General features: G+C 34.9%; 21 protein-coding genes. 14 read left to right on the plus strand and 7 right to left on the minus strand.

Features of this window, described 5'->3' with window-relative positions; genetic code table 11:
- The first annotated feature begins 209 nt into the window (after positions 1–209).
- The 13 genes from B5X62_RS09585 to B5X62_RS09645 all read left to right on the plus strand — a co-directional run bounded on the left by B5X62_RS09585 (position 210) and on the right by B5X62_RS09645 (position 15,228).
- Positions 210–1,088 (plus strand): toprim domain-containing protein, encoded by an 879-nt coding sequence (locus B5X62_RS09585; RefSeq protein ID WP_079667213.1) that lies wholly within the window; start codon positions 210–212, stop codon positions 1,086–1,088.
- A 146-nt stretch (positions 1,089–1,234) separates the two neighbouring features.
- The gene (locus B5X62_RS09590) at positions 1,235–2,326 is read left to right on the plus strand and encodes a relaxase/mobilization nuclease domain-containing protein (protein ID WP_079667214.1); all 1,092 of its coding nucleotides are present in this window, start codon (positions 1,235–1,237) and stop codon (positions 2,324–2,326) included.
- Between the two features lie 22 nt (positions 2,327–2,348).
- On the plus strand, positions 2,349–2,960 hold the full coding sequence (locus B5X62_RS09595) for a hypothetical protein (protein ID WP_079667215.1): 612 nt from the start codon (positions 2,349–2,351) through the stop codon (positions 2,958–2,960).
- Between the two features lie 190 nt (positions 2,961–3,150).
- Positions 3,151–3,477 (plus strand): ArsR/SmtB family transcription factor, encoded by a 327-nt coding sequence (locus tag B5X62_RS09600; RefSeq protein WP_002981116.1) that lies wholly within the window; start codon positions 3,151–3,153, stop codon positions 3,475–3,477.
- Positions 3,478–3,533: 56 nt separating this feature from the next.
- The gene (locus tag B5X62_RS09605; protein ID WP_079667216.1) at positions 3,534–4,007 is read left to right on the plus strand and encodes a DUF6428 family protein; all 474 of its coding nucleotides are present in this window, start codon (positions 3,534–3,536) and stop codon (positions 4,005–4,007) included.
- A 10-nt stretch (positions 4,008–4,017) separates the two neighbouring features.
- Positions 4,018–4,509: a GNAT family N-acetyltransferase gene (locus tag B5X62_RS09610; protein WP_079667217.1), complete on the plus strand. Its 492-nt coding sequence runs from the start codon at positions 4,018–4,020 to the stop codon at positions 4,507–4,509.
- A 26-nt stretch (positions 4,510–4,535) separates the two neighbouring features.
- The gene (locus B5X62_RS09615) at positions 4,536–5,309 is read left to right on the plus strand and encodes a metallophosphoesterase family protein (RefSeq protein ID WP_079667218.1); all 774 of its coding nucleotides are present in this window, start codon (positions 4,536–4,538) and stop codon (positions 5,307–5,309) included.
- Between the two features lie 17 nt (positions 5,310–5,326).
- The gene (gene gcvH, locus B5X62_RS09620) at positions 5,327–5,704 is read left to right on the plus strand and encodes a glycine cleavage system protein GcvH (protein ID WP_079667219.1); all 378 of its coding nucleotides are present in this window, start codon (positions 5,327–5,329) and stop codon (positions 5,702–5,704) included.
- 3 nt (positions 5,705–5,707) lie between these two features.
- Positions 5,708–6,745: an ACR3 family arsenite efflux transporter gene (arsB, locus tag B5X62_RS09625; RefSeq protein WP_079667220.1), complete on the plus strand. Its 1,038-nt coding sequence runs from the start codon at positions 5,708–5,710 to the stop codon at positions 6,743–6,745.
- Positions 6,746–7,020: 275 nt separating this feature from the next.
- Positions 7,021–7,386 (plus strand): DUF6660 family protein, encoded by a 366-nt coding sequence (locus tag B5X62_RS15735; protein ID WP_317041903.1) that lies wholly within the window; start codon positions 7,021–7,023, stop codon positions 7,384–7,386.
- Positions 7,387–7,545: 159 nt separating this feature from the next.
- Positions 7,546–11,910 (plus strand): CusA/CzcA family heavy metal efflux RND transporter, encoded by a 4,365-nt coding sequence (locus tag B5X62_RS09635; RefSeq protein ID WP_079667221.1) that lies wholly within the window; start codon positions 7,546–7,548, stop codon positions 11,908–11,910.
- Between the two features lies 1 nt (position 11,911).
- On the plus strand, positions 11,912–13,162 hold the full coding sequence (locus tag B5X62_RS09640) for an efflux RND transporter periplasmic adaptor subunit (protein ID WP_079667222.1): 1,251 nt from the start codon (positions 11,912–11,914) through the stop codon (positions 13,160–13,162).
- An 11-nt stretch (positions 13,163–13,173) separates the two neighbouring features.
- A complete protein-coding gene (locus tag B5X62_RS09645) occupies positions 13,174–15,228 on the plus strand; it encodes a heavy metal translocating P-type ATPase (RefSeq protein ID WP_079667223.1) in 2,055 nt (684 codons plus the stop codon).
- 289 nt (positions 15,229–15,517) lie between these two features.
- Here the strand turns inward: B5X62_RS09645 and B5X62_RS09650 are convergent, their stop codons facing one another.
- On the minus strand, positions 15,518–16,612 hold the full coding sequence (locus B5X62_RS09650) for a hypothetical protein (RefSeq protein ID WP_079667224.1): 1,095 nt from the start codon (positions 16,610–16,612) through the stop codon (positions 15,518–15,520).
- 1 nt (position 16,613) lies between these two features.
- On the minus strand, positions 16,614–17,429 hold the full coding sequence (locus tag B5X62_RS09655; protein ID WP_079667225.1) for an RNA polymerase sigma factor: 816 nt from the start codon (positions 17,427–17,429) through the stop codon (positions 16,614–16,616).
- A 381-nt stretch (positions 17,430–17,810) separates the two neighbouring features.
- On the opposite strand from B5X62_RS09655, the gene B5X62_RS15760 reads away from it, so the two are divergent.
- Entirely contained in the window at positions 17,811–18,044 is a 234-nt protein-coding gene (locus tag B5X62_RS15760) for a helix-turn-helix domain-containing protein (RefSeq protein WP_079667226.1), read from the plus strand.
- Positions 18,045–18,337: 293 nt separating this feature from the next.
- Here B5X62_RS15760 and B5X62_RS09665 read toward each other — a convergent pair whose 3' ends face one another.
- The 5 genes from B5X62_RS09665 to B5X62_RS09685 form a co-directional block, all read right to left on the minus strand.
- Positions 18,338–20,881 (minus strand): multicopper oxidase domain-containing protein, encoded by a 2,544-nt coding sequence (locus B5X62_RS09665; protein WP_144038349.1) that lies wholly within the window; start codon positions 20,879–20,881, stop codon positions 18,338–18,340.
- A 79-nt stretch (positions 20,882–20,960) separates the two neighbouring features.
- Positions 20,961–21,431 (minus strand): heme-binding domain-containing protein, encoded by a 471-nt coding sequence (locus B5X62_RS09670; protein WP_079667227.1) that lies wholly within the window; start codon positions 21,429–21,431, stop codon positions 20,961–20,963.
- A gap of 1 nt (position 21,432) precedes the next feature.
- Complete coding sequence (locus B5X62_RS09675) at positions 21,433–22,095, minus strand: DUF3347 domain-containing protein (protein WP_079667228.1); 663 nt, start codon at positions 22,093–22,095, stop codon at positions 21,433–21,435.
- A gap of 35 nt (positions 22,096–22,130) precedes the next feature.
- Complete coding sequence (locus B5X62_RS09680; RefSeq protein ID WP_079667229.1) at positions 22,131–22,646, minus strand: DUF305 domain-containing protein; 516 nt, start codon at positions 22,644–22,646, stop codon at positions 22,131–22,133.
- 12 nt (positions 22,647–22,658) lie between these two features.
- Positions 22,659–23,543 (minus strand): DUF3347 domain-containing protein, encoded by an 885-nt coding sequence (locus tag B5X62_RS09685; RefSeq protein ID WP_079667230.1) that lies wholly within the window; start codon positions 23,541–23,543, stop codon positions 22,659–22,661.
- Between the last annotated feature and the right edge of the window lie 370 nt (positions 23,544–23,913).

A 23,913-nucleotide genomic window follows, 5' to 3' on the forward strand; every position in this document is an offset into this window, starting at 1 on the left:
TCAACCTTGATTTTTGATGAGAGGATGATGAGAAGAATATTTCCACTTTGATGAGATGATGAGACTTTGATGAGGGTGTAATTTGTTATAAATCAGTTTTTTATAAGTTATTCTCATCAATTCATCAAAAATTAGTCAAATACAAACTCAGTCACTTTCGCTGATAGTACACAAACTATTTATTACTAAAAACATTTAAAACTACAATAATGAACTGCAAACAATTCAACAGCATATCATTGGAAGAAGTCCTCCTTTCTCTCGGACACCTTCCAACGAAACAAAATGAAAAAGAAGCTTGGTATCTCAACCCCTTTGCCAGCGAATCCCAAGCCTCTTTTAAAATTAATAAAATCCTAAACTATTGGTATCTATTTTCAGAAGGAATCGGTGGAACGAATACCGACTTTATGAAGAAATATATGAACGCTTCGGTCAATGAAGTATTAGTATGGGCAGAAAGTCAGAATTTTTCTTCCTTTCAACAGCAAAATATCTCAGATCGGAAAGTAGAAGATCTTCCTGCAAACTATCGGATCATTGAAGTTAAAAAAGTTCAGCATCCTGCACTTTTAGAATATCTGAATCACAGAAAAGTAGATAGCCAAATCGAATTTTTAAAAGAGATTCATTATCGAATGAACGATAAAAATTATTTCGGAATTGGATTTAAAAACGATTCCGGTGGTTACGAAATTCGCAATAAATATTCAAAGATCTGCTTAGGTAGAAAAGATGTTTCTACGATAAAAAACAGCTCAAATTCAATTCGGATTTTTGAAGGCTTTTTTGATTTTATTTCCTTTAAAAGCATAGAAAAATCTTTAGGAAATAAACATTCGGATTATCTAATTCTAAATTCAGTTTCGATGATTTCCAATATCAAAAATTCACTAAAAGATTACGAAAATATTGAGCTTTATTTTGACAATGATGATGCCGGAAATCGTGCCGTCGAAATGATTAAAAACGAAAATGAAATAGCAGAAGATTGTCGGTTTTTGTACTCAGATTTCAAAGACTTGAATGATTGGGTGATCCACAAAAATCCATCAAATGAGAGACAAGTGAAACTTAGGAGAAGGTGAGTAAAATAATCACAGGTGAGATATGGTAGGATGTTAGTGCAAAAAGTACCCAAAGTTTACAATAAGCGTATCCGCTGATTGCAAATTGGGATTTTTGATTTCTTCCTATCGTCAGAAATGTTTGTAAATACATTAAAATTAACACAATGGAAAAAGACTTTTTACAAGAATTTATATATGAAGCCACTAAAGAAAATGAAGCCAAAGGTCAGTATTTAGAAATGAAAACCGTCTCTGAACGAAACCCAAACGTAAAGAAATGGGCATTGACGGGTTACATTTCTCAACCGGACGAAATTGGTAGAAAATTGAAGGATGAAGAATTCGCAGAAATCGCCACCAAAGCTTTAGATAAAATTGGAGTGACAAACAAAAATCAGTACCGATTGGATATTCACAATAGTACAAAACATAAGCATATTCATTTTGTCGTAAACAGGATTGATATTTCGGGAAAGTGCACTGTGAAATCACACGATATCGGAAAGAGATTTGGTGATGCAGTCAGAGAAGTTTGCAAAGAAAGAGGATTGTTGACTGATATAGAAATTGGAATTCAGAAAAAAGCTGAGATGCTGAAAAGCTTGACCGAAGCTATTAGGTCAGAAGATAATTTTGATGATCTGATCTTAGCAATGAAGAAAAAAGGTTTTGAAACTCAATTGTCTTCAAATATCAAAGACGGAATTTCGGGAATGCGAATTCTGATGGAAAAAGACAAAAATTTTCAAACTGAAAGGATCTATAAAGCTGGTTACAAATTATCTGAAATCTCAAATCAACTGAAAATTTCTGAAATAAAATCTGTATTTGAAATGAAAAAAGCAGTTTGGGAAGCACAAAAAAATGCTGACAACTTAAAGGTATTTTGGGAGAATTTACAACAGAAAGGATTTTCTGTGAAAATCCAATACAAAGGAGAATATAAAGCTGGTCAAAAAAATGAAATCAAAGATTTTTGGATAAATAAAATTGGTAGTGGTCAAGAGAAAAATGGATTCTTTTTTCGGAAAAATGTCGGATTCTCACTGTTGGCAATAGATCTTGATCTTGTGGATGCGGTAAAATCATTGAATCAAAATAGTGTATTAAATGACGCAAGCAGTCATTTGAAATCAGAAACAAATGAGAGCTTAATAGAAATTGCAGGTGGATTATTAGGTGACTTCCTTAATCCAACCTATGTTTCTCAGGACGAAGATGAGCTCTGGAAAAAGAAGCGAAAATTAAGACGATAATCAAAAATTTAAAAAAATAAATATGGAAAATGAAAATAAAGAATCTAAAAGTAACGGAATGGAACTTTTAGAAAATGTTATCAAATCAAATAAGGAAAATATGGAACAAAATGTCAAACTTCAGTTTGCCATTGAAGATCATACGACTCTATTGAACGACTTAAAGATCAGCTTGGAAGATGGACAGTCAATCAATAATGAAAGTTTAGTCTTTTTTAAATTAGTGCAAGCCAAAATAACTGAATTAATTGCCAATATTCCTACCCAGACAGAAATGGTTCTTTCAAAAGAAACTAAAGATTATTTGGACAGTTTTGTAAAGGATATAAAATGGAAGAAGAAATTTATTTGGAGCGGAATTGGAGTTTTTGTCTTTGCGGTTTTAGTACTGATCACCGCCATTAATTTCTCAACCAATTGGTACAAAGAAAGTATTAAAGCTAAAAGTGAACTGCGCCAAGATATATTAAATGAAATTGCTAATGAAGGAAAAAAAATCTACAATGAAAATGAGATAAAAATATTAAACGAAAATACACAAGTAATGCAATTGTGGATTAGAAACAATCCCAAAAAAGCAGAAGATTTTCTGAGGTTCAAGGATGGGTATAAAGCTAGTAAGGAAAATCAATAGAAGATTATTACTCAATTGGAGCATTCTTTAAATTGGAAAAGTAAGGTAAAAAAATGGAAAAATACATTTTGTTGGCTGTTTAAATCTTAGTGAATTCTACCTCTAGGTTTCTCTTTATACAATTTATAAAAAAAATATTTTGCGAAATAGATTTTATATCGTAATATTGCGATATATAATTACGGAAATTATGGGAGCTACTAAAACAGAACATTTTACAGACAAACAAAATCAAATTGCAACAATTGCAAAAGCATTAGGACATCCTGCCAGAATAGCGATTATTGAGTATTTGATGAAAGTCAATGAATGCATCTGTGGTGATATCGTGAATGAATTGCCTTTGGCTCAACCCACCGTTTCACAACATTTAAAAGAATTGAAAAACGCAGGAATTATAAAAGGTAACATTTCCGGAAACGCTATCTGCTACTGTATAGACGAAAAGACTATCGAAATTCTAAACACTTATTTTTCCGCAATAGTACAAACTGTTACCAAATCAAAATGCTGTTAAGCATTTTTTTAGCTTGATTTATCGCAATATTGCATTTAAACTATAAAGATTCAATTATGAAATTATCAGAAGTAAAACAAATTTTGCCAACATTAGAAAATGTTGAATTTCAATTAGAAAATGGAGCTTTTGTTCCGGAACATTTTCACGTTACAGAAGTAGGAATGATTACTAAAAACTTCATTGATTGTGGCGGTGTCATCCGTTCAGAGAAAGTTGTGAATTTTCAGCTTTGGAATGCTGACGATTTTGAACATCGTTTGAAGCCAAACAAATTACTAAACATTATCAAGCTTTCTGAGGACAAATTAGGAATTGAGGATTTTGATATTGAAGTTGAATATCAAAGTGATACTATTGGAAAATATGATCTAGAATTCAATGGGAAAACATTTATTCTAAAAAGTAAGACCACTGCTTGTTTAGCACAGGACGCTTGTGGAATCACATCAGAAAAAGAAAAAAAGAATCTAATTGAACTTGGTGTAAATCAAAACAATTCTTGCACGCCAAATTCTGGATGTTGCTAATTCAATTTCTATGGAAACAAAGACAATTACCAAAGACAATTTTCCGGAGTTGGTAGAAATCTATCGACAAGGATTAGCAACTAATATTGCCACTTTTCAAAATGATTTGCCAGTATGGCAAGATTGGGATAAAGGACACCTTGATTTTTGCAGGATCAGCATATATGAAAATAACGAGATGCTTGGTTGGACTGCGTTATCTCCTGTTTCCAGCAGATGTGTTTATTCAGGTGTAGCAGAAGTAAGTGTATATGTAGCAACAATTGCAAGGGGAAAAGGGATTGGAGAAATGTTGTTGAATGAATTGATTAAGGAGAGTGAATTAAATGAAATATGGACATTACAATCTGGGATATTTGCAGAAAACATAGATAGTTTAAAATTACACGAGAAATGTGGTTTTAGAATCGTTGGCTACAGAGAAAAAATTGGAAAGAAGAATGGGGTTTGGAAGGACAATATATTAATGGAGTACAGAAGTAAGATTGTCGGAATCGATTAAAAATAAAAATTATAAAATCAATAAAAATGAAAATTGCATTATTCAGTGACATTCACGCTAATCTTCCTGCATTAGAAGCATTCTTTGCAGATGTTGAAAAAAGAAATCCCGACAGCATTTATTGTTTGGGAGATCTAGTAGGTTATAATATCTGGCCAAACGAAGTGGTCAATGAAATCCGTAAAAGAAAAATACCAACTATTGCAGGCAACTACGATTTTGGAATTGGGAGAATGAGCAATGAATGCGGTTGCGCCTATAAAACGGACGCTGAGAAGGACAACGGGAACATTTCTATTTCTTATACCAATTCATTGATGAAGGATGATGAACGTGCTTACTTGCGTACACTTCCAGCACATATAAAAGTGGAATTTCAATTGAACGAAGACAAACTGAACCTACTTTTAGTACACGGGAGTCCGAGAAAAATAAATGAATATCTTTTCGAAGACCGTGAAGAAAAAAGTATGCTTCGTATTATGGAACAAGCCGATGCCGACATTATGTGTTTCGGACATACACACAAGCCATATCACAGAGTTTTAAATTCGGGTATTGATGGACAAGACCATTTCCGTCACGCAGTGAATATCGGTTCCGTTGGGAAGCCAAAAGATAACGATATAAGAGGTGGTTATGTGATGTTGACAATTAATGAAAACAGTTCTGTTTTGAACAAAGAAAGCATCAGTGTAGAATTTATCCGTTTCGACTATGACTTTGAAAAAGCTGCAAAGGCAGTGGAAGATAGCCCTCTTCCAAACGAGTACGCAGAAAATCTAAGACGTGGCTATTAATCTTTAAAATCTAAAAAATGGAACTTCCAAAAGATTTATATTATTCGAAAGAGCATACTTGGGTTCATATTGAGAACAATAACGCAACTGTCGGTATCACTGCTTACGCACAAAACGAATTAGGAGAAATCGTATATGTTGACTTGCCGAATGTTAATCATCATTTCAAACAAGACGAAGTATTTGGTTCTGTAGAAGCCATTAAAACTGTCAGCGATCTATTTATGCCTCTTTCAGGAAAAATAATTGAAACCAATGAGCAACTTTTAAAAGAGCCAACGCTTGTAAATTCTAATCCATTTGATAATGGCTGGATGGTCAAAATTGCAATTGAAGACCTAAGAGAAACTGAAAATCTATTAACAACGGAACAATACGCTCAACTAAATAATTAGACGATGCAACCAAAATTAAAATTCCTCGACCGCTTTCTTACCCTATGGATCTTTTTAGCAATGCTTCTGGGTATTGGTTTGGGAAATTTCTTTCCTAATATTTCTACTGTCACAAATTCTTTATCTATTGGAACAACTAATATTCCTTTAGCAATAGGTTTAATCTTAATGATGTATCCACCTTTGGCAAAAGTTGATTACACTCTATTACCAATGGCTTTTAAAGACAAAAAAGTAATGTCAGTATCATTATTACTGAATTGGATTATCAGCCCTATTTTAATGTTTGTTTTAGCTATCATTTTTCTGCGAGATGAGCCAGACTATATGATCGGTCTAATTTTGATCGGTTTAGCAAGATGTATAGCTATGGTAATTGTCTGGAACGATTTGGCAAAAGGTAATCGGGAGTACGCCGCTTTGCTAATCGCATTGAACAGTATTTTCCAATTGGTGTTTTATAGTTTTTATGTTTGGCTTTTCATTAATGTATTACCACAAAAGCTTGGTTTAGGAAATTTCAATGTTTCTGTACCAATGAAAGATGTTGCAGAAAGTGTTTTCATTTATTTGGGAATTCCATTTATTGCAGGATTTTTGAGCCGTTATTTTCTAATTAAATTGAAAGGAAAAGATTGGTTCAATAGAAAATTCATTCCGGCTATTTCACCTATTACTTTGTATGCTTTGCTGTTTACCATCGTATTGATGTTCAGTTTGAAGGGAGACAAAATTTTAGAGCTACCAATGGACGTTGTTAAAGTTGCCATCCCATTAGTAATATATTTTGTTCTTACATTCTTCATCAGTTTTTTCATTAGTAAGGCATTGAAAGTACCATACGACAAAAATGCTTCTATCGCTTTTACGGCAACAGGAAACAATTTTGAATTAGCTATTGCTGTTGCTATAGCAGTTTTTGGAATCCATTCTTCGCAAGCATTTGTTGGTGTCATTGGCCCCCTTGTGGAAGTGCCTGTGTTAATTTTATTAGTTAGAGTTAGTTTATGGCTGAAACAAAAGTATTATAAACAGGAATAGTCATTTCAGAATATTTAACGGAGTTATGGAAGTGCTAATATTCTAATAAAATTTCTCAGCTCTTAAAAATATTATATATATCACTATAAATTTATCTTTTATTCGCAATGATCTTTAATAAATAAAAACGGCTCAATCAGTATGGTTGTTCCGTTTCTTTGAAAAGTAGTTGTCTTGGATTATTTTTAATATTCTTTTTTTAATTAGATTTTCTAGTCTTGCCAGCATTTCTTCTTTTCCTTAACCAATCTTTCACATAACGAAGTTTTTCCATTATGTTGAAGCAATATAATAAAATTTTATACTTTTGTAAAGTGAAATTTCTAAGACTCATATTAACAATCTACTTCATTGCATTACTTTTAATGCCTTGCAGTGATGTTAAAGCTCAGTCGGAGGTTCGTGACAATCATCAAATTTCAATGAATGCTGACAATTCTCATTCTAAAGAAAAAGATGATCCGTGTTCTCCTTTTTGCCTATGTAGTTGTTGTCAAATCAAAATTAGCACATTTAACTGCGAAAAGTTATTGCAGATTCCAGTACAGTCTAAGATTTATTTCTCAAAAAAAATTCTTTTTCAAAAGAATAATATTGCCTATCAGGTTTACGACCATATCTGGCAACCTCCCAAAATTTAATTTTTATTGATCAGATGAAAGAAAATCTTTCATCAACTTTTAGAGATACTATGCAATAGGATTGCACGGTTCATCTATTCATATTTGTATTCCTAAATTATATCAATTTCTTAATGATAAGATTAAGGTTGGAAATCAATAAAAATTAAATCAAATTCTGTGTTAGATAAAATCATAAAATTTAGCATCAACAACAAAATCGTCATTGGTATAATGACTTTGTTATTGATTATTTGGGGCGTATGGAGCGCTACCAAATTACCCATAGATGCTGTTCCTGACATCACTAATAATCAGGTTCAAATTATTACCGTTTGTCCAACATTGGCAGGGCAAGAGGTGGAGCAGTTGGTTACATTTCCAATTGAACAAAGCATAGCAAATATTCCAGATATTGAGGAAACCAGAAGTATTTCAAGATTCGGATTGTCTGTTATTACTGTCGTTTTCAAAGAAAATGTTGACGTGTATTTTGCCCGTCAGCTTATTTCCGAAAAACTAAAACAAGCAACAGAAGAAATACCTAAAGGAGTTGGAACACCAGAGCTTGCACCAGTCAGCACAGGTCTAGGTGATGTTTATCAATATATTCTCCATCCAAAAAAAGGTAGCGAGAAAAAATACTCATCCAAGGAACTGCGCACAATGCAGGATTGGATTGTAAGAAGACAACTGAACGGAACACCTGGTGTTGCAGAAGTCAACAGCTTTGGCGGTGAGCTGAAACAATATGAAGTAGCTGTCAACCCTGACCGCCTCAGATCAATGGGAGTCAGCATTACAGAGCTTTTTACTGCATTGGAAAAAAATAATCAGAATACTGGCGGAGCGTACATTGACAAAAAACCAAATGCCTATTTCATCCGTGGAATTGGGGTTGTGACTTCTCTGGAAGATATTAAAAATATCGCCATCGTTAATAAAACGGGCAGTGTTCCAATTTTTATAAAAGATGTTGCAGATGTTAGATTGGGAAGCGCAATCCGTTACGGCGCAATGACATATAATGGTCAGGTAGATGCAGTTGGAGGTATTGTAATGATGTTAAAAGGTGCCAACAGCAACGAAGTAGTTAGCCGTATTAAAGATAAAATTCCCACCATCCAAAAATCTTTGCCAGAAGATGTTCTAATAGAACCTTATCTTGACAGGTCTGATCTAGTAGGACGAGCAATCAATACCGTTGAGAAAAACCTGATTGAAGGAGCGCTCATCGTTATTTTTGTTCTGGTCATATTTCTTGGGAATTTCAGAGCAGGATTAATCGTTGCTTCAGCGATTCCTCTGTCGCTACTTTTCGCACTAGGAATGATGAATGTCTTCGGTGTTAGTGCCAATTTAATGAGCTTAGGGGCAATAGATTTCGGATTAATTGTTGATGGAGCGGTTATCATTGTAGAGGCTACACTTCATCACTTAGGTCTCAGAAAATCTAATCAAAAACTGACACAGTCGGAGATGGATGAGGAAGTTTTCCTGTCCGCATCCAAAATCAGAAACAGCGCAGCATTTGGTGAAATTATTATCTTAATCGTTTACATACCAATCTTAACGTTAGTCGGTGTAGAAGGAAAAATGTTTACACCAATGGCAAAAACGGTTGGGTTTGCAATTTTAGGAGCATTGATTTTATCACTGACATATATCCCGATGATGAGTGCTTTATTTTTATCTAAAACAGTTTCGACCAAAGAAACCTTCTCTGATAAGATGATGAATAAGTTGCAAAGTTTTTATCAGCCATTATTGCGAAAAGCTTTGCAATTGAAATACATCATTGTTTCTGCTACGGTCGTTTTATTTGCTGTTTGTATTGTAATCTTCTCAAGAATGGGAGGTGAGTTTATTCCGCAGTTGCAGGAAGGTGATTTTGCATTTCATTGTATATTACCACAGGGAAGCTCACTTACCCAAAGTGTGGAAACATCAATGCAGGCTTCCAGAATTATCAAACAATTTGATGAAGTAAAGATGGTTGTTGGTAAAACAGGTGCTGCTGAAGTTCCTACCGACCCAATGCCTCCGGAAGCAACTGATTTGATTATCGTTTTAAAACCGCAAAGCGATTGGAAAACCAAAAAATCTTATGATGAACTCGCAGACGAGATTTCAGAAAAGTTAGAACTGATTCCCGGTGTTTTCTTTGAGAAAAACCAGCCGATACAGATGCGATTTAATGAATTGATGACAGGAATCCGGCAAGATGTAGCCGTGAAAATTTTTGGTGAAAATCTGGATTCTCTTGCGATTTATGCTGAAAAAGTGAATAAGGTAGTTCAAACTGTTGATGGTGCAACTGCTCCGCAAATAGAACGAATCAGCGGACTTCCGCAAATCAATGTTGAATATGACCGTACAAGAATGGCCAATTACGGATTGAACATTGAAGATGTCAATAATTCTTTGAGTACAGCTTTCGCAGGAAAGTCAGCCGGTCAAGTTTTTGAGAACGAAAGACGTTTTGATTTAGTAGTTCGCTTAGACAGCATTCACAGAACCAACATTGATGATGTTAATAATTTAATGATTTCCACGAGTTCGGGAAATCAGATTCCGCTTTCTCAGGTTGCCAATATCAGTTACAAACTCGGGCCGTCACAGATAAGTAGAGAAGAGGGTAAACGTAGAATTGTGATTGGTTTTAATGTGAAAAACCGCGATGTGGAAAGTGTTGTGAATGATATTCAGGCAAAATTGGATAGGCAAATCAAGTTGCCTTCGGGATATTACTTCACGTATGGCGGGCAGTTTGAGAATCTTCAGGCAGCCAGTAAACGTCTGATGATTGCTGTTCCCGTTTCTTTACTTCTGATATTTTTCTTGCTATATTTTACATTCCGCTCGTTCAAACAGGCTGCTTTGATTTTTACCGCCATTCCAATGAGTGCGATTGGCGGAATTTTCGCATTATTGATACGAGATATGCCTTTCAGTATCAGTGCTGGAATTGGATTTATAGCTCTGTTTGGAGTTGCAGTTTTGAACGGAATTGTTTTGATTGGAACATTCAACCAACTGGAAAAAGATGGGGAAACTGATATTTTGAAGCGCGTTTTTGAAGGCACTAAAACAAGACTTCGACCAGTCTTAATGACTGCTGCCGTGGCTTCTTTAGGATTTCTTCCGATGGCAATTTCAACCGGAGCTGGAGCAGAAGTTCAGAAACCTTTGGCGACCGTCGTGATTGGAGGATTGATAACGGCGACTTTCCTGACATTATTCGTTTTGCCAATGTTGTACCTAATTTTTAATACAAAATTCAGAAGGAATAATTTTAAAATGAAATCTTTGACAACGATTGTGGTTTTAGGATTTCTATTATTCGGACAAACTTTGAGTGCCCAAAACACTAATGTGCTATCGGTGGAACAGGCAACAGAAATGGCTTTGAGCAATAATTATTCAATCAAGTCAAAAGATTTGGATATTAAAGTTTCTGAAGCTTTGAAACCAACTGCCAACGAAATTCCGAAAATGAATTTCAATGCGCAGTTGGGACAATATAACAGTCCAAAATTTGACCAGTCATTTTCGATTTCTCAGAGTATTCCGTTTCCTACTTTGTTTAAGGCAAGAAAAGAACTTATTGCTCAAGAAATCAAAGGCAAACAAATCAGCCGAGAGATTACCGTCAATGAACTGGCAAAACAGGTGAGAACGTATTTTTATCAGATTGAATATTTGCATTATAATCAGACTAAACTGATGAAACTCGACAGTTTGTATCAGGATTTTATCAGGATTGCAACGGTGAGATTTAATGCTGGTGACATTAAAAAAATAGAAATCAACACGGCAGAAACTCAGAAAGGAGAAATCAATCTTTTGTTAAATCAGAATAAAATCTATCTGAAAAATGTATACAAAAACCTGAAAACTCTGCTTAATACTGATGATGAAATTGAGATTCCGCTCACAAAAAATTATCAGCCACTGAAAGTGGAATATGTTCTGGACAGTATTACAATTGCCAGTCATCCAACGGTTAAAGCTTTTTATCAGGAAATGGAAATTGCCGAGAAGAATAAAAATGTGGAGAAGTCACAAGGTTTGCCGGAGTTCAGTTTGGGTTATACGAACCAGTCGATTATTGGTTTCCATACCGTGAACGGTCAGGAAAAATATTATAATGCGGGAAACCGTTTTAACGTAGCCAATATTGGTATCTCAATTCCTTTGACTTTCGGAGCAACGAAAGCCCGAATTCAGTCTTTGGATTATCAGAAGCAAATCGCTGAATCCAATGCGAAACTTCAGCAAAAACAACTGACTACACAGTTAGAAAATGTTTTAAGACAATATCAGCAGGATGTTCAGCAGTATGAGTATTACGTCATTCAAGCTTTACCAAATGCTGAAAAAATTGTGAAAGCTGGACAACTCGGATATAAAACGGGAGAAATCTCTTACGTCGAATATCTTTTTGCTTTGCAGACCGCAACCAACATTCAGCTGAAATATCTGGAATCCATTCAACAGGTAAACCAGTCTGTTATTACCATTAATTCTTTAATCAATAAATAAAATGAAACAACATATTATTTACACGGCTTTTGCCTTTGTTTTTCTCATAAGCTGCGGAAAGAAAGATTCTAATGAATCTGAAAGCGAATTAAAAACCGAACAAACCGAAGAACACGGCGAGGAATCACCACAAACCATTGCAAGTCTTACAGAAGAACAGATGAAAGCGGTCGGCATTTCTTTGGGGAAAATAGAAATGAAAGAATTGACTTCAACAATTAAAGCAAATGGTGCATTACGGGTTCCCAATAATAACAAAGCAACCATTACCTCAATGTACGGAGGAATTATTAAAACTTTGAATGTACAAATCGGGGATTTTGTAAGAAAAGGGCAGGTGATTGCCTCTATTTCAAATCCGGAATACATTCAGTTACAAGAGCAATATCTAACAGTAAAAAGCAGAATTGCCTTTGCCGAGCAGGAATACAGAAGACAAAAGGAGTTGTTTAATAATGATGCTGGCGCAAAGAAAAATCTTCAAAGTTCTGATGCCGAACTGAAAAGTCTTAGAACTCAGTATTCATCTTTGCAGAGACAACTTCAGATTATGGGGATTAATCCTTCGAATATCAGCAATGGCAATTTGAAATCAGGACTAGTTATCACATCGCCGATCAGTGGAACGGTCAGCAACATTTCTTCGCAGATAGGAAGTTATGTTGATATTTCTTCGCCAGTTGCAGAAGTTATTGATAACGGTTCTTTGCATTTAGATTTACAGGTTTTTGAAAAGGATTTGCCCAAAATGATGGTTGGACAAATCGTTCATTTTAAATTGACCAATAATCCGGAAACTGAATATGATGCAAAAATATATAGCATTGGATCATCCTTTGAAAATGACAGCAAAACGATTTCTGTGCACTGTTCTGTAACGGGAAACAAAGCTGGATTGATCGATGGAATGAACATCACAGGAATAGTAAGTCTCGATAAAAGTACCACACCAGCAGTTCCCAACGATGCTATTGTAGAAGCAGACAGCAAATATTATATTTTTGTCAAAACAGACAAAAAAGCAGAGAGTCATCACGAGGAGGCAAGCGAACAGGAAGAAGAACAGAAAGTACCTGAGAAAGAAATGAAAACAATCAACTTTGAAAAAATAGAAGTGGTAAAAGGTTCTTCTGATATGGGATATACGGCAATTACTTCAGTCAATAAAATTCCAGAAGACGCGCAGGTAGTTGTAAAAGGTGCGTTTTTTGTCAATGCCAAATTGAGTAATTCTGGAGAACACGAACATTAAATAAATAAATTATGTCACATAAAAATATAAATCACGAAAATCATCCTGAGAAAAAGCCAACTGCGCAGGAAGATAAAATATATGAAGACGCAGGTGCTAAAAAAATAATTGAAGGTGATGGATGTTGTACGCCGAAAAAAAGCAAACCTGTAGAACAACATAGCGATGACGATGGTCACGATCACGAGCATAGTAATTCCGAAAAAAGTACATTCCAAATGTTTTTGCCAGCAATTATTTCCTTAATTGTCTTATTTTCAGGTATTGCGATGGATTATTTCTTGCCTCAGGAATGGTTCAAAGATTGGGTCAGAATTTTATGGTATGCGGTTGCTTACATTCCAGTGGGTCTTCCGGTTTTGAAAGAAGCATTTGAAAGCATTACAAAAGGTGATGTTTTTTCGGAATTCTTTCTGATGAGTATTGCTACAGTTGGCGCATTTGCCATAGGCGAATATCCCGAAGGTGTTGCGGTAATGCTGTTTTATAGCGTTGGAGAAGTCTTCCAAACTTTGGCCGTTTCCAGAGCTAAAAGTAATATTAAAGCATTATTAGACCAAAGACCAGATGAAGTAACCATTCTTGTAAATGATCAGCCGAAAACAATTCAGGCAGAACAGGCAAAGATTGGTGATGTTATCCAATTGAAGTCGGGTGAAAAATTAGCTTTAGATGGAGAATTAATAAGTGAATCAGCATCATTCAATACTGCTGCTTTAACCGGAGAAAGTAAGCCCGATACAAAAAATAAAGGTGAAGCTGTATTGGCAGGAATGATAAATCTTCAAACCATCGCTCAAGTGAAAGTAACTACTGCTTACGAAGACAGTAAGTTGAGCAAAATTCTTGAATTGGTTCAGAATGCTACGGCTCAAAAAGCACCTACAGAACTTTTTATCCGAAAATTCGCAAGAATATATACACCAATTGTTGTAGGACTAGCAGTATTGATCTGCTTTCTGCCATACTTTTTTGTAGAGAATTATATTTTCAGAGACTGGCTTTACAGAGCCTTGGTCTTTCTGGTTATTTCTTGTCCGTGTGCTTTGGTCATCAGTATTCCTTTGGGTTATTTTGGGGGAATTGGTGCGGCTTCTAAAAATGGTATTTTGTTTAAAGGAAGTAACTTCTTGGATATAATTGCGAATATCCAAAATGTTGTGATGGATAAAACAGGTACAATGACCGAAGGTGTTTTTAAAGTACAGGAAGTAATATTGAAACCAGAATTTAATAAAGACGAAATCCTAAAAATGGTAAATACTTTGGAAAACCAAAGTACGCATCCGGTTGCAACAGCTATTCATAACTATGTAGGTGAAATTGACAGCTCAATTAAATTAGAAAACACAGAAGAAATATCAGGACACGGCTTGAAAGCTAATGTAAACGGAAAACAACTACTGGTAGGGAATTTTAAGTTGATGGATAAATTCAATATCAGTTATGATTTGAATCCAAGCACCATCGTTTATACCATAATCGCCATTGCTTACGATGGTAAATTTGCAGGATACATTACCATTGCCGATAGCATAAAAGAAGACGCACAGCTAACCATTGATAAACTAAAGGAGTTAGGTGTAAATACCACAATGTTAAGTGGCGATAAAAGTACCGTTGTAAAATTTGTTGCAGATAAGTTGGGAATTACAAATTTCTTTGGCGATTTATTGCCGGAAGACAAAGTAAATAAAGTAAAAGAACTTAAAGCAAATAATGAAAGTGTAGCTTTTGTAGGCGATGGTGTTAACGATGCACCAGTAGTAGCATTAAGTGATGTTGGTATAGCAATGGGTGGTTTAGGTAGTGATGCAACTATCGAAACTGCTGATGTAGTCATTCAGGATGATAAACCAAGTAAAATACCGATGGCAATTAATATAGGTAAACAAACCAAAAAAATAGTTTGGCAAAATATCATATTAGCGTTTATTGTTAAAGGAATTGTATTGATTTTGGGAGCTGGCGGATTGGCGACAATGTGGGAAGCTGTATTTGCTGATGTAGGTGTTGCTTTATTAGCTATTCTGAATGCGGTAAGAATTCAGAAGATGAAGTTTTAATATGTCTAGTTTAAATTTATCTGTACTAAAAAATTTATTCACTCTAGATTAATAAAATAGAAAGGTTCAACAATTTGTTGAACCTTTCTTGTGAAATAGTAATTATCTCGTATTACTTATATTTTTTTATTTATTGATAAGTATTTTGGATCTAACCATATCACCCTTTTCTTTCAGCATTCTTATGGATTAAAAAAAGAACCCACGCCGTTGTACATACTACTAGAGTATTTAGTGAGTGTTCAAGACCTCACCCTGCGGGTTTACAAGCACCCTCGTTATTTTTTAGTTATCCAATGATTAATTCGATACCTGCTTTTTCTGCTTTGTATTTTATTTTGCTCTGCAATTCATAATAACTCCAGTTGCGAAGGACGAATTCCTGTTCTTTTGCAATGCCTATCTTATCTTCTTGATTTTTTAGAATGAGTGTGCCTGCCTGTTGTTGGATGCAGAAATCAATCAATTTCCGGCTGTACAAATGTAGCCGATGACTCACATATTTGCTTTCCAAATTTTCTGTTTTATACAATGCCTTTTGTTTTCTCTTGGCTCCATTTCCCGAACGGGCATAGGCGACTCCGTTTTGGATTCTTTTTTGACTTGCTTGAATCGCAAGCCTTCGATATAAAAACTCCTCTTTTGAGCCAATATTGATTCGCACATTGTTGGCTTTTGCTACTATAGGATGCTCCAGAGACAGGGAAGCTTCTGCAATGATATCAGGTTTTAAATGATGCTCTTCTTTTTCGAATTCAAATACTGCAAGCCAATAGATTTTTCCTGCTTTCAGCTGGATCTGCGATGTGCAAAGCTTTATCTCTTCTCTTAAGAGGCGTTCCATTATCAGTCGCTTATCAGAGTAGTCCTTTCCCAAATACGTTTTAACAGGAATTGCAAACATATTGAAGCAAAACGCTTTCTTTCCCTCATCATATTTCATTTTGCTGATGCATTTGATAGGAAGCGGAATTGGAATGTCTTTTTTAAAATTTCTCAGCGATTTTGTTCCTTGCCAGTAATCGGCTTTGTTTTTAGAAAAGGTAGATTGAATAGTATTGTTCAGGCTTCCCAGAATATCGGTAGGGATTTCTCCTTTGAAACGGTCAGAAACCAAGCGTGCCGTTGTATTTGTTTTGGAACGTGTAAATATTCCCATTTCATCTTTTTTTTCATCAGCAAGCTTGTATTGGATTTCTTCGGTTAGGTAAAAGAAATCCTTGATCATTTCCTGAACATACAGATGAGAAACAATTAAATTAGCTGCTCGGAAACAGCGGTTCTGATATCGGTAAAGTTTTTCCCACATTTCTTTTTGTTCATTTGCAGGAAGATCTATCAAAAGCTGAATTCTTCGGGTCAATGTCATCGTGGATTTTTCCATTTCAAAGAGGTATTTCAGAAGTGTTTTGATTTTGCAGATACTGATAGGCGTACATAAATTCCCGATGGACTTCCTTTTCTGGTAATTTGAGTTCTCGGGCAATAACTGCAAATGAAGATTTCTTCTCAAACCTTCTTTTCAAAATATCGAGTTGTTGACTACTGAGTTTTTCTGACTGCTCTTTATTGTCAAAAGCTTTTTCCTGTGGCTGTTCAAAAGAACTTCTATTAAGAATTTTGCGAAGATCATTTATAGCTCTGCTCACCTCATTGCTGATGTCTTTCACACTGCTACCCATTGCTTCTGCGATGGGCTTGTGCTGAAAGCCATATTCCAAGCAAAGTTCAATAAGGTGTTTTCTTTTGGGATCCAAAATGGGTAAAACCTTTTTGACTTCATCGAAATTTTTCTGATCCGATTCGTGACTGAGGAGATTCTCTTTATCAGTTAGGGGATCATAACCCACTAGATAATCTTGATAATTCTCAAAACTTTCAAGAGAAGCCATCAAACGGTTGAATTTATTTCTTGGAGCAGTAACATAAGATATACAATCTCTTTTCATCACAAACCGTAAAAAGCCAAGAATATGATTCGGAGTTTCAATGGTGTTGCGGTGTAGCCACAATTTGAGGAATGTATCCTGAAGAATAGTTTCCACTACAAAATCATCCTCAAGCACTTGCCTTCCAACCCAGAAAAGAAGTCTTTTGTAGCGCAGATGAATATGTTCCAAAGCGGTCGGATTGCCTTTTTTCAGCAGTTCGTACAACTGAAGATTGCTTAGTTTTCGGGAGAAAGAGTCTGTTCTTTTCATAAGCAGCGGATTTAGCTATCTATTACTGGAAGGAACTGCTTAGATCTTTGTATGAAAGCAACAAACTATTCATATCACCACCTCATTACATTTTGTCAAAAAAACAAAAGGCGTGGAACTCAACTTACCGACTGGAGGTACTGGCATACCGAGCAACGATAAGTGAGCCCACGCCGAAGTCGTGGGCACATTTACTTATCAACTCGTTGCTTTTTGAAAAGTGCCAGTTTTCCAATCGAGAATCTAAGCAATAGCTTCTATGTTTTTTTTGAACTATCGCAAAATTACATTACTGTAACTTGTATTGCAAATATAACAAAAATAATTTAATTACGGTCGAACGACCGTAATATTTCAATTACAAAATATTTCTTTTGTTATATGATTGACATAAACGAGAAAATCTGTTCTTATATAACTAAAAATTGGTTAGTTCCTTGGCTTAAAGAAAATAAGTCACAAAACTCGTTTGCTAAAAATCACGATGTTGAAGAAAGTACTATCAGAAAAATTAAAAGTGATATTACATATAGAATTCCCGTTGAAACACTTTATAGGATATGCAAAGCAAGAAAAATTACTCTTGAACAATTTTTTAATCTTATAAATGAGTAAAATACCGACTAGAGTTGGCATTTTTTTATTGTAAAATTCTGGACTAAGTTCTTTCCTGATTTGCATTATCATATCTTTCTTCTTCATCAAATACCAATTTTATACAATTAGAAGTTGATGACAGTGATCGTGAGGGAGTTAAGATATTAGTTGCATTGTATTGCTATTAAAGAAAAGACGATTTTTTTAAACTATATTAATATAAAAACAAGATTCAGCTCTTAGAGCTGGATCTTGTTTTTAAAAATATTAAATGATAATAATACGTTAATTTATAGTACAATTTAAAATAATTAGTAATTGAGAGATAAACCCACACCAAAGCCCATATCACTGTCGTAATGTGTACGAATACCTACATTTTTATTGATAATATATTTGAGTTCGGTCATATATTCCATATCGGTGTTGACCATAAAACCTGCTCTTAATCTTTTTGTTATAGGAATATCTTCGCGCATTAAGGAAAGACGAACAATACCATCGTGATAGACTTCTGCTTGAAAATTAACTAACATCGGCATTGTATACATAAAACCTAAACTTATAGCTCGACGAGTATCTTTCTCGTTTTTCTGTCCGAATAAATTGGTTTCGTGTTCATCCATACCCATTTTACGATACCTCCAGTCAAAACCAATGAATGGCATAAACCACTGCATTTTACCAATGTATCGCCCTAAGTGAGTTTCTACTTCATAACCGTGCATATCGTTATAGCCTAAACGCCATTCTGTACCTAAACTCCATCTTGAGTTCTGAAGCATTGCGTCACCATCATTCCCATTCGTAGCAAAATCATTCTGTGCCATAAAGTGTGGCATATTACTCTCGCGCTGCAACATATTATATGCTTGTTTTTTGTCAGGTAAATTAGGATTTTGATAGTCGTCAACCGCAAAAACTCTGTTCATTCCCGACATCATATGATAAAGGATATGACAGTGGAAAAACCAATCTCCTTCTTCATTCGCTAAAAACTCAATCGTATCAGTTTCCATTGGCATTATATCCAACACATTTTTCAGCGGAGATTTTTCGCCTTTACCGTTAATCACTCTGAAATCGAACCCGTGTAAGTGCATAGGATGTCGCATCATAGAGTTATTATAAATGGTAATACGTAGAATTTCACCCTTTTTGACAGGTATTTTATCAACTTCGGAAAGAATCTTATTATCCATACTCCACACATAGCGGTTCATATTTCCGGTAAGTGTAAATTTTAATTCCTTTACCGGAGCATCTTTTGAAAGCGTAGTATCGTAAGGTGATTCCAACATTGCATAATTCAGGGTCTTAATATCTCCTAAAGCATTTGCGTTGTAACGATTGGGGTCGCTATCCATATTCATATTCATATTGTGTTCGCTATGATCTTGCTTCTGTTTTGCTTCACCAGTAATTTCTGGGTACATCACTACATTCATATCCATTTGGTTCAAGCTCATTTTCATTCCCATATCATCCAGATCACCATTCATCTTCATCATATCGTTCATCATTTTCATTCCTTCAAAATATTTAAGACGAGGAAGCGGAGAAATAAGTTGCTTAATACCGTTTCCTACGAAATAGCTTGCAGACTGTGTTCTGTCTTCAGTGGTAGCTAAAAACTCATAAGCCACACCATCGTCCGGAATCGTAACAACGACATCATAAGTTTCAGAAACTGCAATAATTAAACGATCAACTTCTACAGGCTCTACATCATTGCCATCATTGGCTACTACAGTAATTTTACCACCTGCATATCGCAACCAAAAATACGATGAAGCGCCTCCGTTTGAGACACGTAAACGCACTCTGTCACCTGCTTTTAGCTTTTTGCCATCAACCATTTTTAAGTCGGTAGCGTTATTTCCATTGATTAAAATTTTGTCATAATACACATCGCTAACGTCCATCGCCAACATCCGTTTCCATTCGTTTGTGACCTTAGTTTTGAAATGACCTTCTTTAATAGCTTCGACATAAGACTGAGTTGCATTTTTTTTAATAGCCGCCCAGTCATTGGCATTATGCAACATTCGATTAATGTTGTCCGGATTAAGATTTGTCCATTCGCTTAAAATAATTGGTACAGTTGGTAAATCATCAATTCCTTCTCTAAAAGTTTTATCATCATCACGTTTTTTCATTACAAAACTGCCATACATACCAATCTGCTCTTGCAAACCGGAATGGGAATGATACCAATGCGTTCCGTGTTGAATAATCGGGAAACGATAAGTATAGGTTGCACCGGCCTCAATTGGTTTTTGTGTAAGCCAAGGCACTCCATCTTCTTTGTTAGGTAAAAACACTCCGTGCCAATGCAACGATGTACTCTCTTTTAATTGGTTATGTACAACAATTTCAGCTGTATCGCCTTCTGTGAATGTAAGTGTAGGCATTGGTATTTGACCATTTACGGCAATAGCTCTTTTTTCTTTACCTGCATAGTTTACCAGTGTATCTGTTACATATAAATCGTAACGAACTGTTTTTGGTGGTATTGTCTTTACAATTCTTTTTACGATTTGAGGTTTCCCTTTTGGCATCGACATATTGTTCATTTTGTCCACCTTTTTCGGCTGCTCTTTTGGAGGCATCTGCATTTCATCATTCTTTTTGTTTGATGACTGCATTACCACTTTAGCCTTTTCTTTTATCAGTTTCATACCACACTTTGGGCAGTTGCCTGGTTTTTTAGCGTGAATTTCAGGATGCATCGAGCAAGTATAAGTTGTCTGCTGAACATTTTCTTTTTTACTCATATCCATACCTTTCATATCCTGTGCTTGTGCAAGGGAAAATGCGGAAAGGATGAATATTATTAGTGTTATATTTTTCATTTATTAATTTTTTTATTTAAAAAAAACTTGTATTTATAAAAACCCTGCTTAGTTTTCTTTGTTTATTTTGCGCATTGTTTTAATTTATAGTCGAAAGGCTGTCTGCTGTTTTGTTCATCCAATTTACCATCAATTTTTTTTGCTTCTTTGAAAGCTTCGCATTGCTGTGCATTATTTTATAAGACGCTAAAGGCATTTCATCGTTCTTAATTTGGTTTGCAATTCCTTTCACTTTACTTATTTGCCTTCGGCTACCTAAACTGCCAAACTCACTAAAATTTAATTGCGCCTTTCCATCATCAATATGTCTTTTCATTAACAAAGCCATAGGTTGAATGTTAGCGTACCATTTATCTTTGGTATTATTGCTATGGCAGTCGTAACAGGCGTTTTGTAAAATTCTTTGCACATTTGTCGGAACATAATAAACCTTTGCAAAATCGGTTTGATAAACCTGCCCTTTATTAACATTGAGGGCAGGTTGGTAAAATTGAATAGCAATAAAAATAAACAGCAATGTTGCCAGAATTATCTTTAATACTTTCTTCATTTTATAATTCTTTTTTTAAAGAACCGCAGGTAAGCATTTTACTGCCATAGTAAGGGTTTTTTATTGCCTTGGCTTCGCTAATCCAAATAGTACCTTTGCCATCATTAAACATTGGGCAGAAATCCTGATACAGTTTTTCTGTAGTTCCAAACAAGGTAATAAGGTCGGAAACATCTTTACTCAAAATTGCGAAATGTTCTCTTTGGTGGTCTATCTTTCCTGCATTGTCACCAATATGTTCTGCATTTTCTTTGGCATCTTCAGCTATGTCCATATATTGTTTATGCTTGTTTGCAGGTATGGTTTTCATATCTACCTTACTTAATGTACTAATGAGCTGTTTGCCTGCACTGGATGCTGCTTTATCATTATCTGCAACAAGTGCATTTTTTAATGCCAAATAATCTTTAACAATTGGTGTGATAATAAAGTTTTGCGCTTGCTCCTTTGCAGTATGTTTTTCACCTTCTTGAGAAGGCGTATCTTTTGAAGCAAAAGCTTTTACTGTATCATTTTGTATTGCTGATGACAAATCTTGCGTTTTAGCTATTGCAGTGCTATCATTAGCTTGCTCGTTGTCGTTTTTATTGGAAGACTGATTGCAGGAAACTGTTAATACTGCTAATGTTGCCAATGATATGATGGAGAAAAATATATTTTTCATTGTAATAATATTTAAAGTTATTAAAGAATGATTTTTTACTTATTTGTTTCAAATTCTTTAAGCTTTCGCTTCATAAATTCTATTTCTTCTGCTTGGGTTTTAAGTATGTTTTTTTGCAACTGTATCAGTTCGGGATCGGTAAGGTTTGATTTTTCAGACATTAATACTGCTGCTGCGTGGTGTGGTATCATACCTTTTACAAATTCTTCATCACCAACAAATAACTGCTCTCGAATCCCAAACCACGAAAAGATACCTATCGCAGCAGAAATTATTATAATGCCCCAATTGATTTTCTTATTTTCATACATACCCTTCATTATCCATAATTCTATTATCAACATTACAGAAACCATCAGCAAGGTCATATACAAATTATTAATGTTTGGGATAAGATTATTTAAACCATCAATCATAGCATACATTATAAAATACATAGCTGCAAACATTATAACTGCCATAATTGCGAAGCGTTTGTACATTGCTAAAGAATGTTTACCACTATGTCCTTCATTTATAGAACTATGTTGCATTTTGTGTTCATTTTCCATAATAGAGGAGCTTTATTTGTTGCCAATTGTCTCCTGCACGCTACCACAGGTAAGCATTTTAGAACCATAATAAGGGTTCTTAATTACGTCTTCTTTGCTTAACCAATTTGCTCCTTTACCATTGTTGTACATAGGGCAATGCTGATAATAAACAGGTGTTTCTTGTTTTGACACTTTGGTTAATTCATACATATTTTTAGAAAGTAAGGCAAAAGTTTCTCTTTGTTTTGAAACATCTTTAGCGGTAGAAATTTTTTCTGCATTTGCTGTTAAATCCTTCATTACTTTCATCCAAACGCTATGTTCTTCTGTTGAGAGTTTTGTCATTTCTACAGCTTTTATCGCCTTTAGCAATTCAGCAGCTTTTATAGATGAGATAGCAGGATCGGTTTTTACCAAGGCATCTTTTACTGAAAAATAATTATCGAAAACGGATTTAAGTTGTGGAACATTTTGAATGGTTGCCGTATTTGTAACAGCCATTTCTTTAGGGTCGTGGTTTGCGTGTTCAGCCTTCATATTCATAACAGCATCTTTGTTTGTGGCAACTGGCTTAAGCTCCCTATTATACTGGCAACAGCCTGATAATTTTGAATAAACGTCGTCTGGAGCTAAAAATTTCTCACTGTCATAACCAGCTAAGGCAATGCGTTTCAATATTTCGTCCTGATTTGTTTTTTTACTATCATAGCTGAGTGTAGCCATTTTCGTATCCTTATTCCATTCTACAGTGGATACATTTTTTAAATTTCCTGCTTTTTCGATGTTTGCTTTACACATTTCACAGTTACCATATACTTTTACGGTTTCTGTTTTTGAATTTTTGATTTGGGCAAAAATGTTTATGGTTGATAGTAATACGGTGATTACCATCAATATTTTTGATATTGATTTCATTTTGAAATTTTTAAATTATTAGGAATACAAAAATTTTACGAAAACTAATTTAGTTTTCGACAAGACATAATTATGGCTTGAAAGAAATAATTTTAGCCTATTTTAGGTGGTTGCCAAATGGAAGAAAAGCCTGAAGAATGGTAGGCTTGTTTGAAATGGAATTTTTGTTGTTTAATTTCAACAAACTGATTTTCGTTCTCTATATAAAACGGTATAGGTAAACTCAATGAAGATGAAAAAGTGCTACATCTACAAGAACTATGCTTACATTTTCCACTACAATCATTATGGTTTTTATCTCTTTTGCAAGATTTTGCTTTACAGCAATCCTTTATTTCTGCTTTATGGAACTGACTTTTTGAAACTGACT

Source organism: Soonwooa buanensis (assembly GCF_900167905.1).
GTDB lineage: Bacteria > Bacteroidota > Bacteroidia > Flavobacteriales > Weeksellaceae > Soonwooa > Soonwooa buanensis.

What these genes read in the sequence shown, in the direction of transcription:
- B5X62_RS09605 (WP_079667216.1), top strand. Translation starts at nt 3,534, where the DNA reads ATGAAATTATCAGAAGTAAAACAAATTTTGCCAACATTAGAAAATGTT.
- B5X62_RS09610 (WP_079667217.1), top strand. Translation starts at nt 4,018, where the DNA reads ATGGAAACAAAGACAATTACCAAAGACAATTTTCCGGAGTTGGTAGAA.
- B5X62_RS09600 (WP_002981116.1), top strand. Translation starts at nt 3,151, where the DNA reads ATGGGAGCTACTAAAACAGAACATTTTACAGACAAACAAAATCAAATT.
- B5X62_RS09595 (WP_079667215.1), top strand. Translation starts at nt 2,349, where the DNA reads ATGGAAAATGAAAATAAAGAATCTAAAAGTAACGGAATGGAACTTTTA.
- B5X62_RS15760 (WP_079667226.1), top strand. Translation starts at nt 17,811, where the DNA reads ATGATTGACATAAACGAGAAAATCTGTTCTTATATAACTAAAAATTGG.
- gcvH (WP_079667219.1), top strand. Translation starts at nt 5,327, where the DNA reads ATGGAACTTCCAAAAGATTTATATTATTCGAAAGAGCATACTTGGGTT.
- B5X62_RS09665 (WP_144038349.1), bottom strand. Translation starts at nt 20,881, where the DNA reads ATGAAAAATATAACACTAATAATATTCATCCTTTCCGCATTTTCCCTT.
- B5X62_RS09585 (WP_079667213.1), top strand. Translation starts at nt 210, where the DNA reads ATGAACTGCAAACAATTCAACAGCATATCATTGGAAGAAGTCCTCCTT.
- B5X62_RS09685 (WP_079667230.1), bottom strand. Translation starts at nt 23,543, where the DNA reads ATGAAATCAATATCAAAAATATTGATGGTAATCACCGTATTACTATCA.
- B5X62_RS09650 (WP_079667224.1), bottom strand. Translation starts at nt 16,612, where the DNA reads ATGGAAAAATCCACGATGACATTGACCCGAAGAATTCAGCTTTTGATA.
- B5X62_RS09645 (WP_079667223.1), top strand. Translation starts at nt 13,174, where the DNA reads ATGTCACATAAAAATATAAATCACGAAAATCATCCTGAGAAAAAGCCA.
- B5X62_RS09655 (WP_079667225.1), bottom strand. Translation starts at nt 17,429, where the DNA reads ATGAAAAGAACAGACTCTTTCTCCCGAAAACTAAGCAATCTTCAGTTG.
- B5X62_RS09640 (WP_079667222.1), top strand. Translation starts at nt 11,912, where the DNA reads ATGAAACAACATATTATTTACACGGCTTTTGCCTTTGTTTTTCTCATA.
- arsB (WP_079667220.1), top strand. Translation starts at nt 5,708, where the DNA reads ATGCAACCAAAATTAAAATTCCTCGACCGCTTTCTTACCCTATGGATC.
- B5X62_RS15735 (WP_317041903.1), top strand. Translation starts at nt 7,021, where the DNA reads ATGTTGAAGCAATATAATAAAATTTTATACTTTTGTAAAGTGAAATTT.
- B5X62_RS09680 (WP_079667229.1), bottom strand. Translation starts at nt 22,646, where the DNA reads ATGGAAAATGAACACAAAATGCAACATAGTTCTATAAATGAAGGACAT.
- B5X62_RS09590 (WP_079667214.1), top strand. Translation starts at nt 1,235, where the DNA reads ATGGAAAAAGACTTTTTACAAGAATTTATATATGAAGCCACTAAAGAA.
- B5X62_RS09675 (WP_079667228.1), bottom strand. Translation starts at nt 22,095, where the DNA reads ATGAAAAATATATTTTTCTCCATCATATCATTGGCAACATTAGCAGTA.
- B5X62_RS09615 (WP_079667218.1), top strand. Translation starts at nt 4,536, where the DNA reads ATGAAAATTGCATTATTCAGTGACATTCACGCTAATCTTCCTGCATTA.
- B5X62_RS09670 (WP_079667227.1), bottom strand. Translation starts at nt 21,431, where the DNA reads ATGAAGAAAGTATTAAAGATAATTCTGGCAACATTGCTGTTTATTTTT.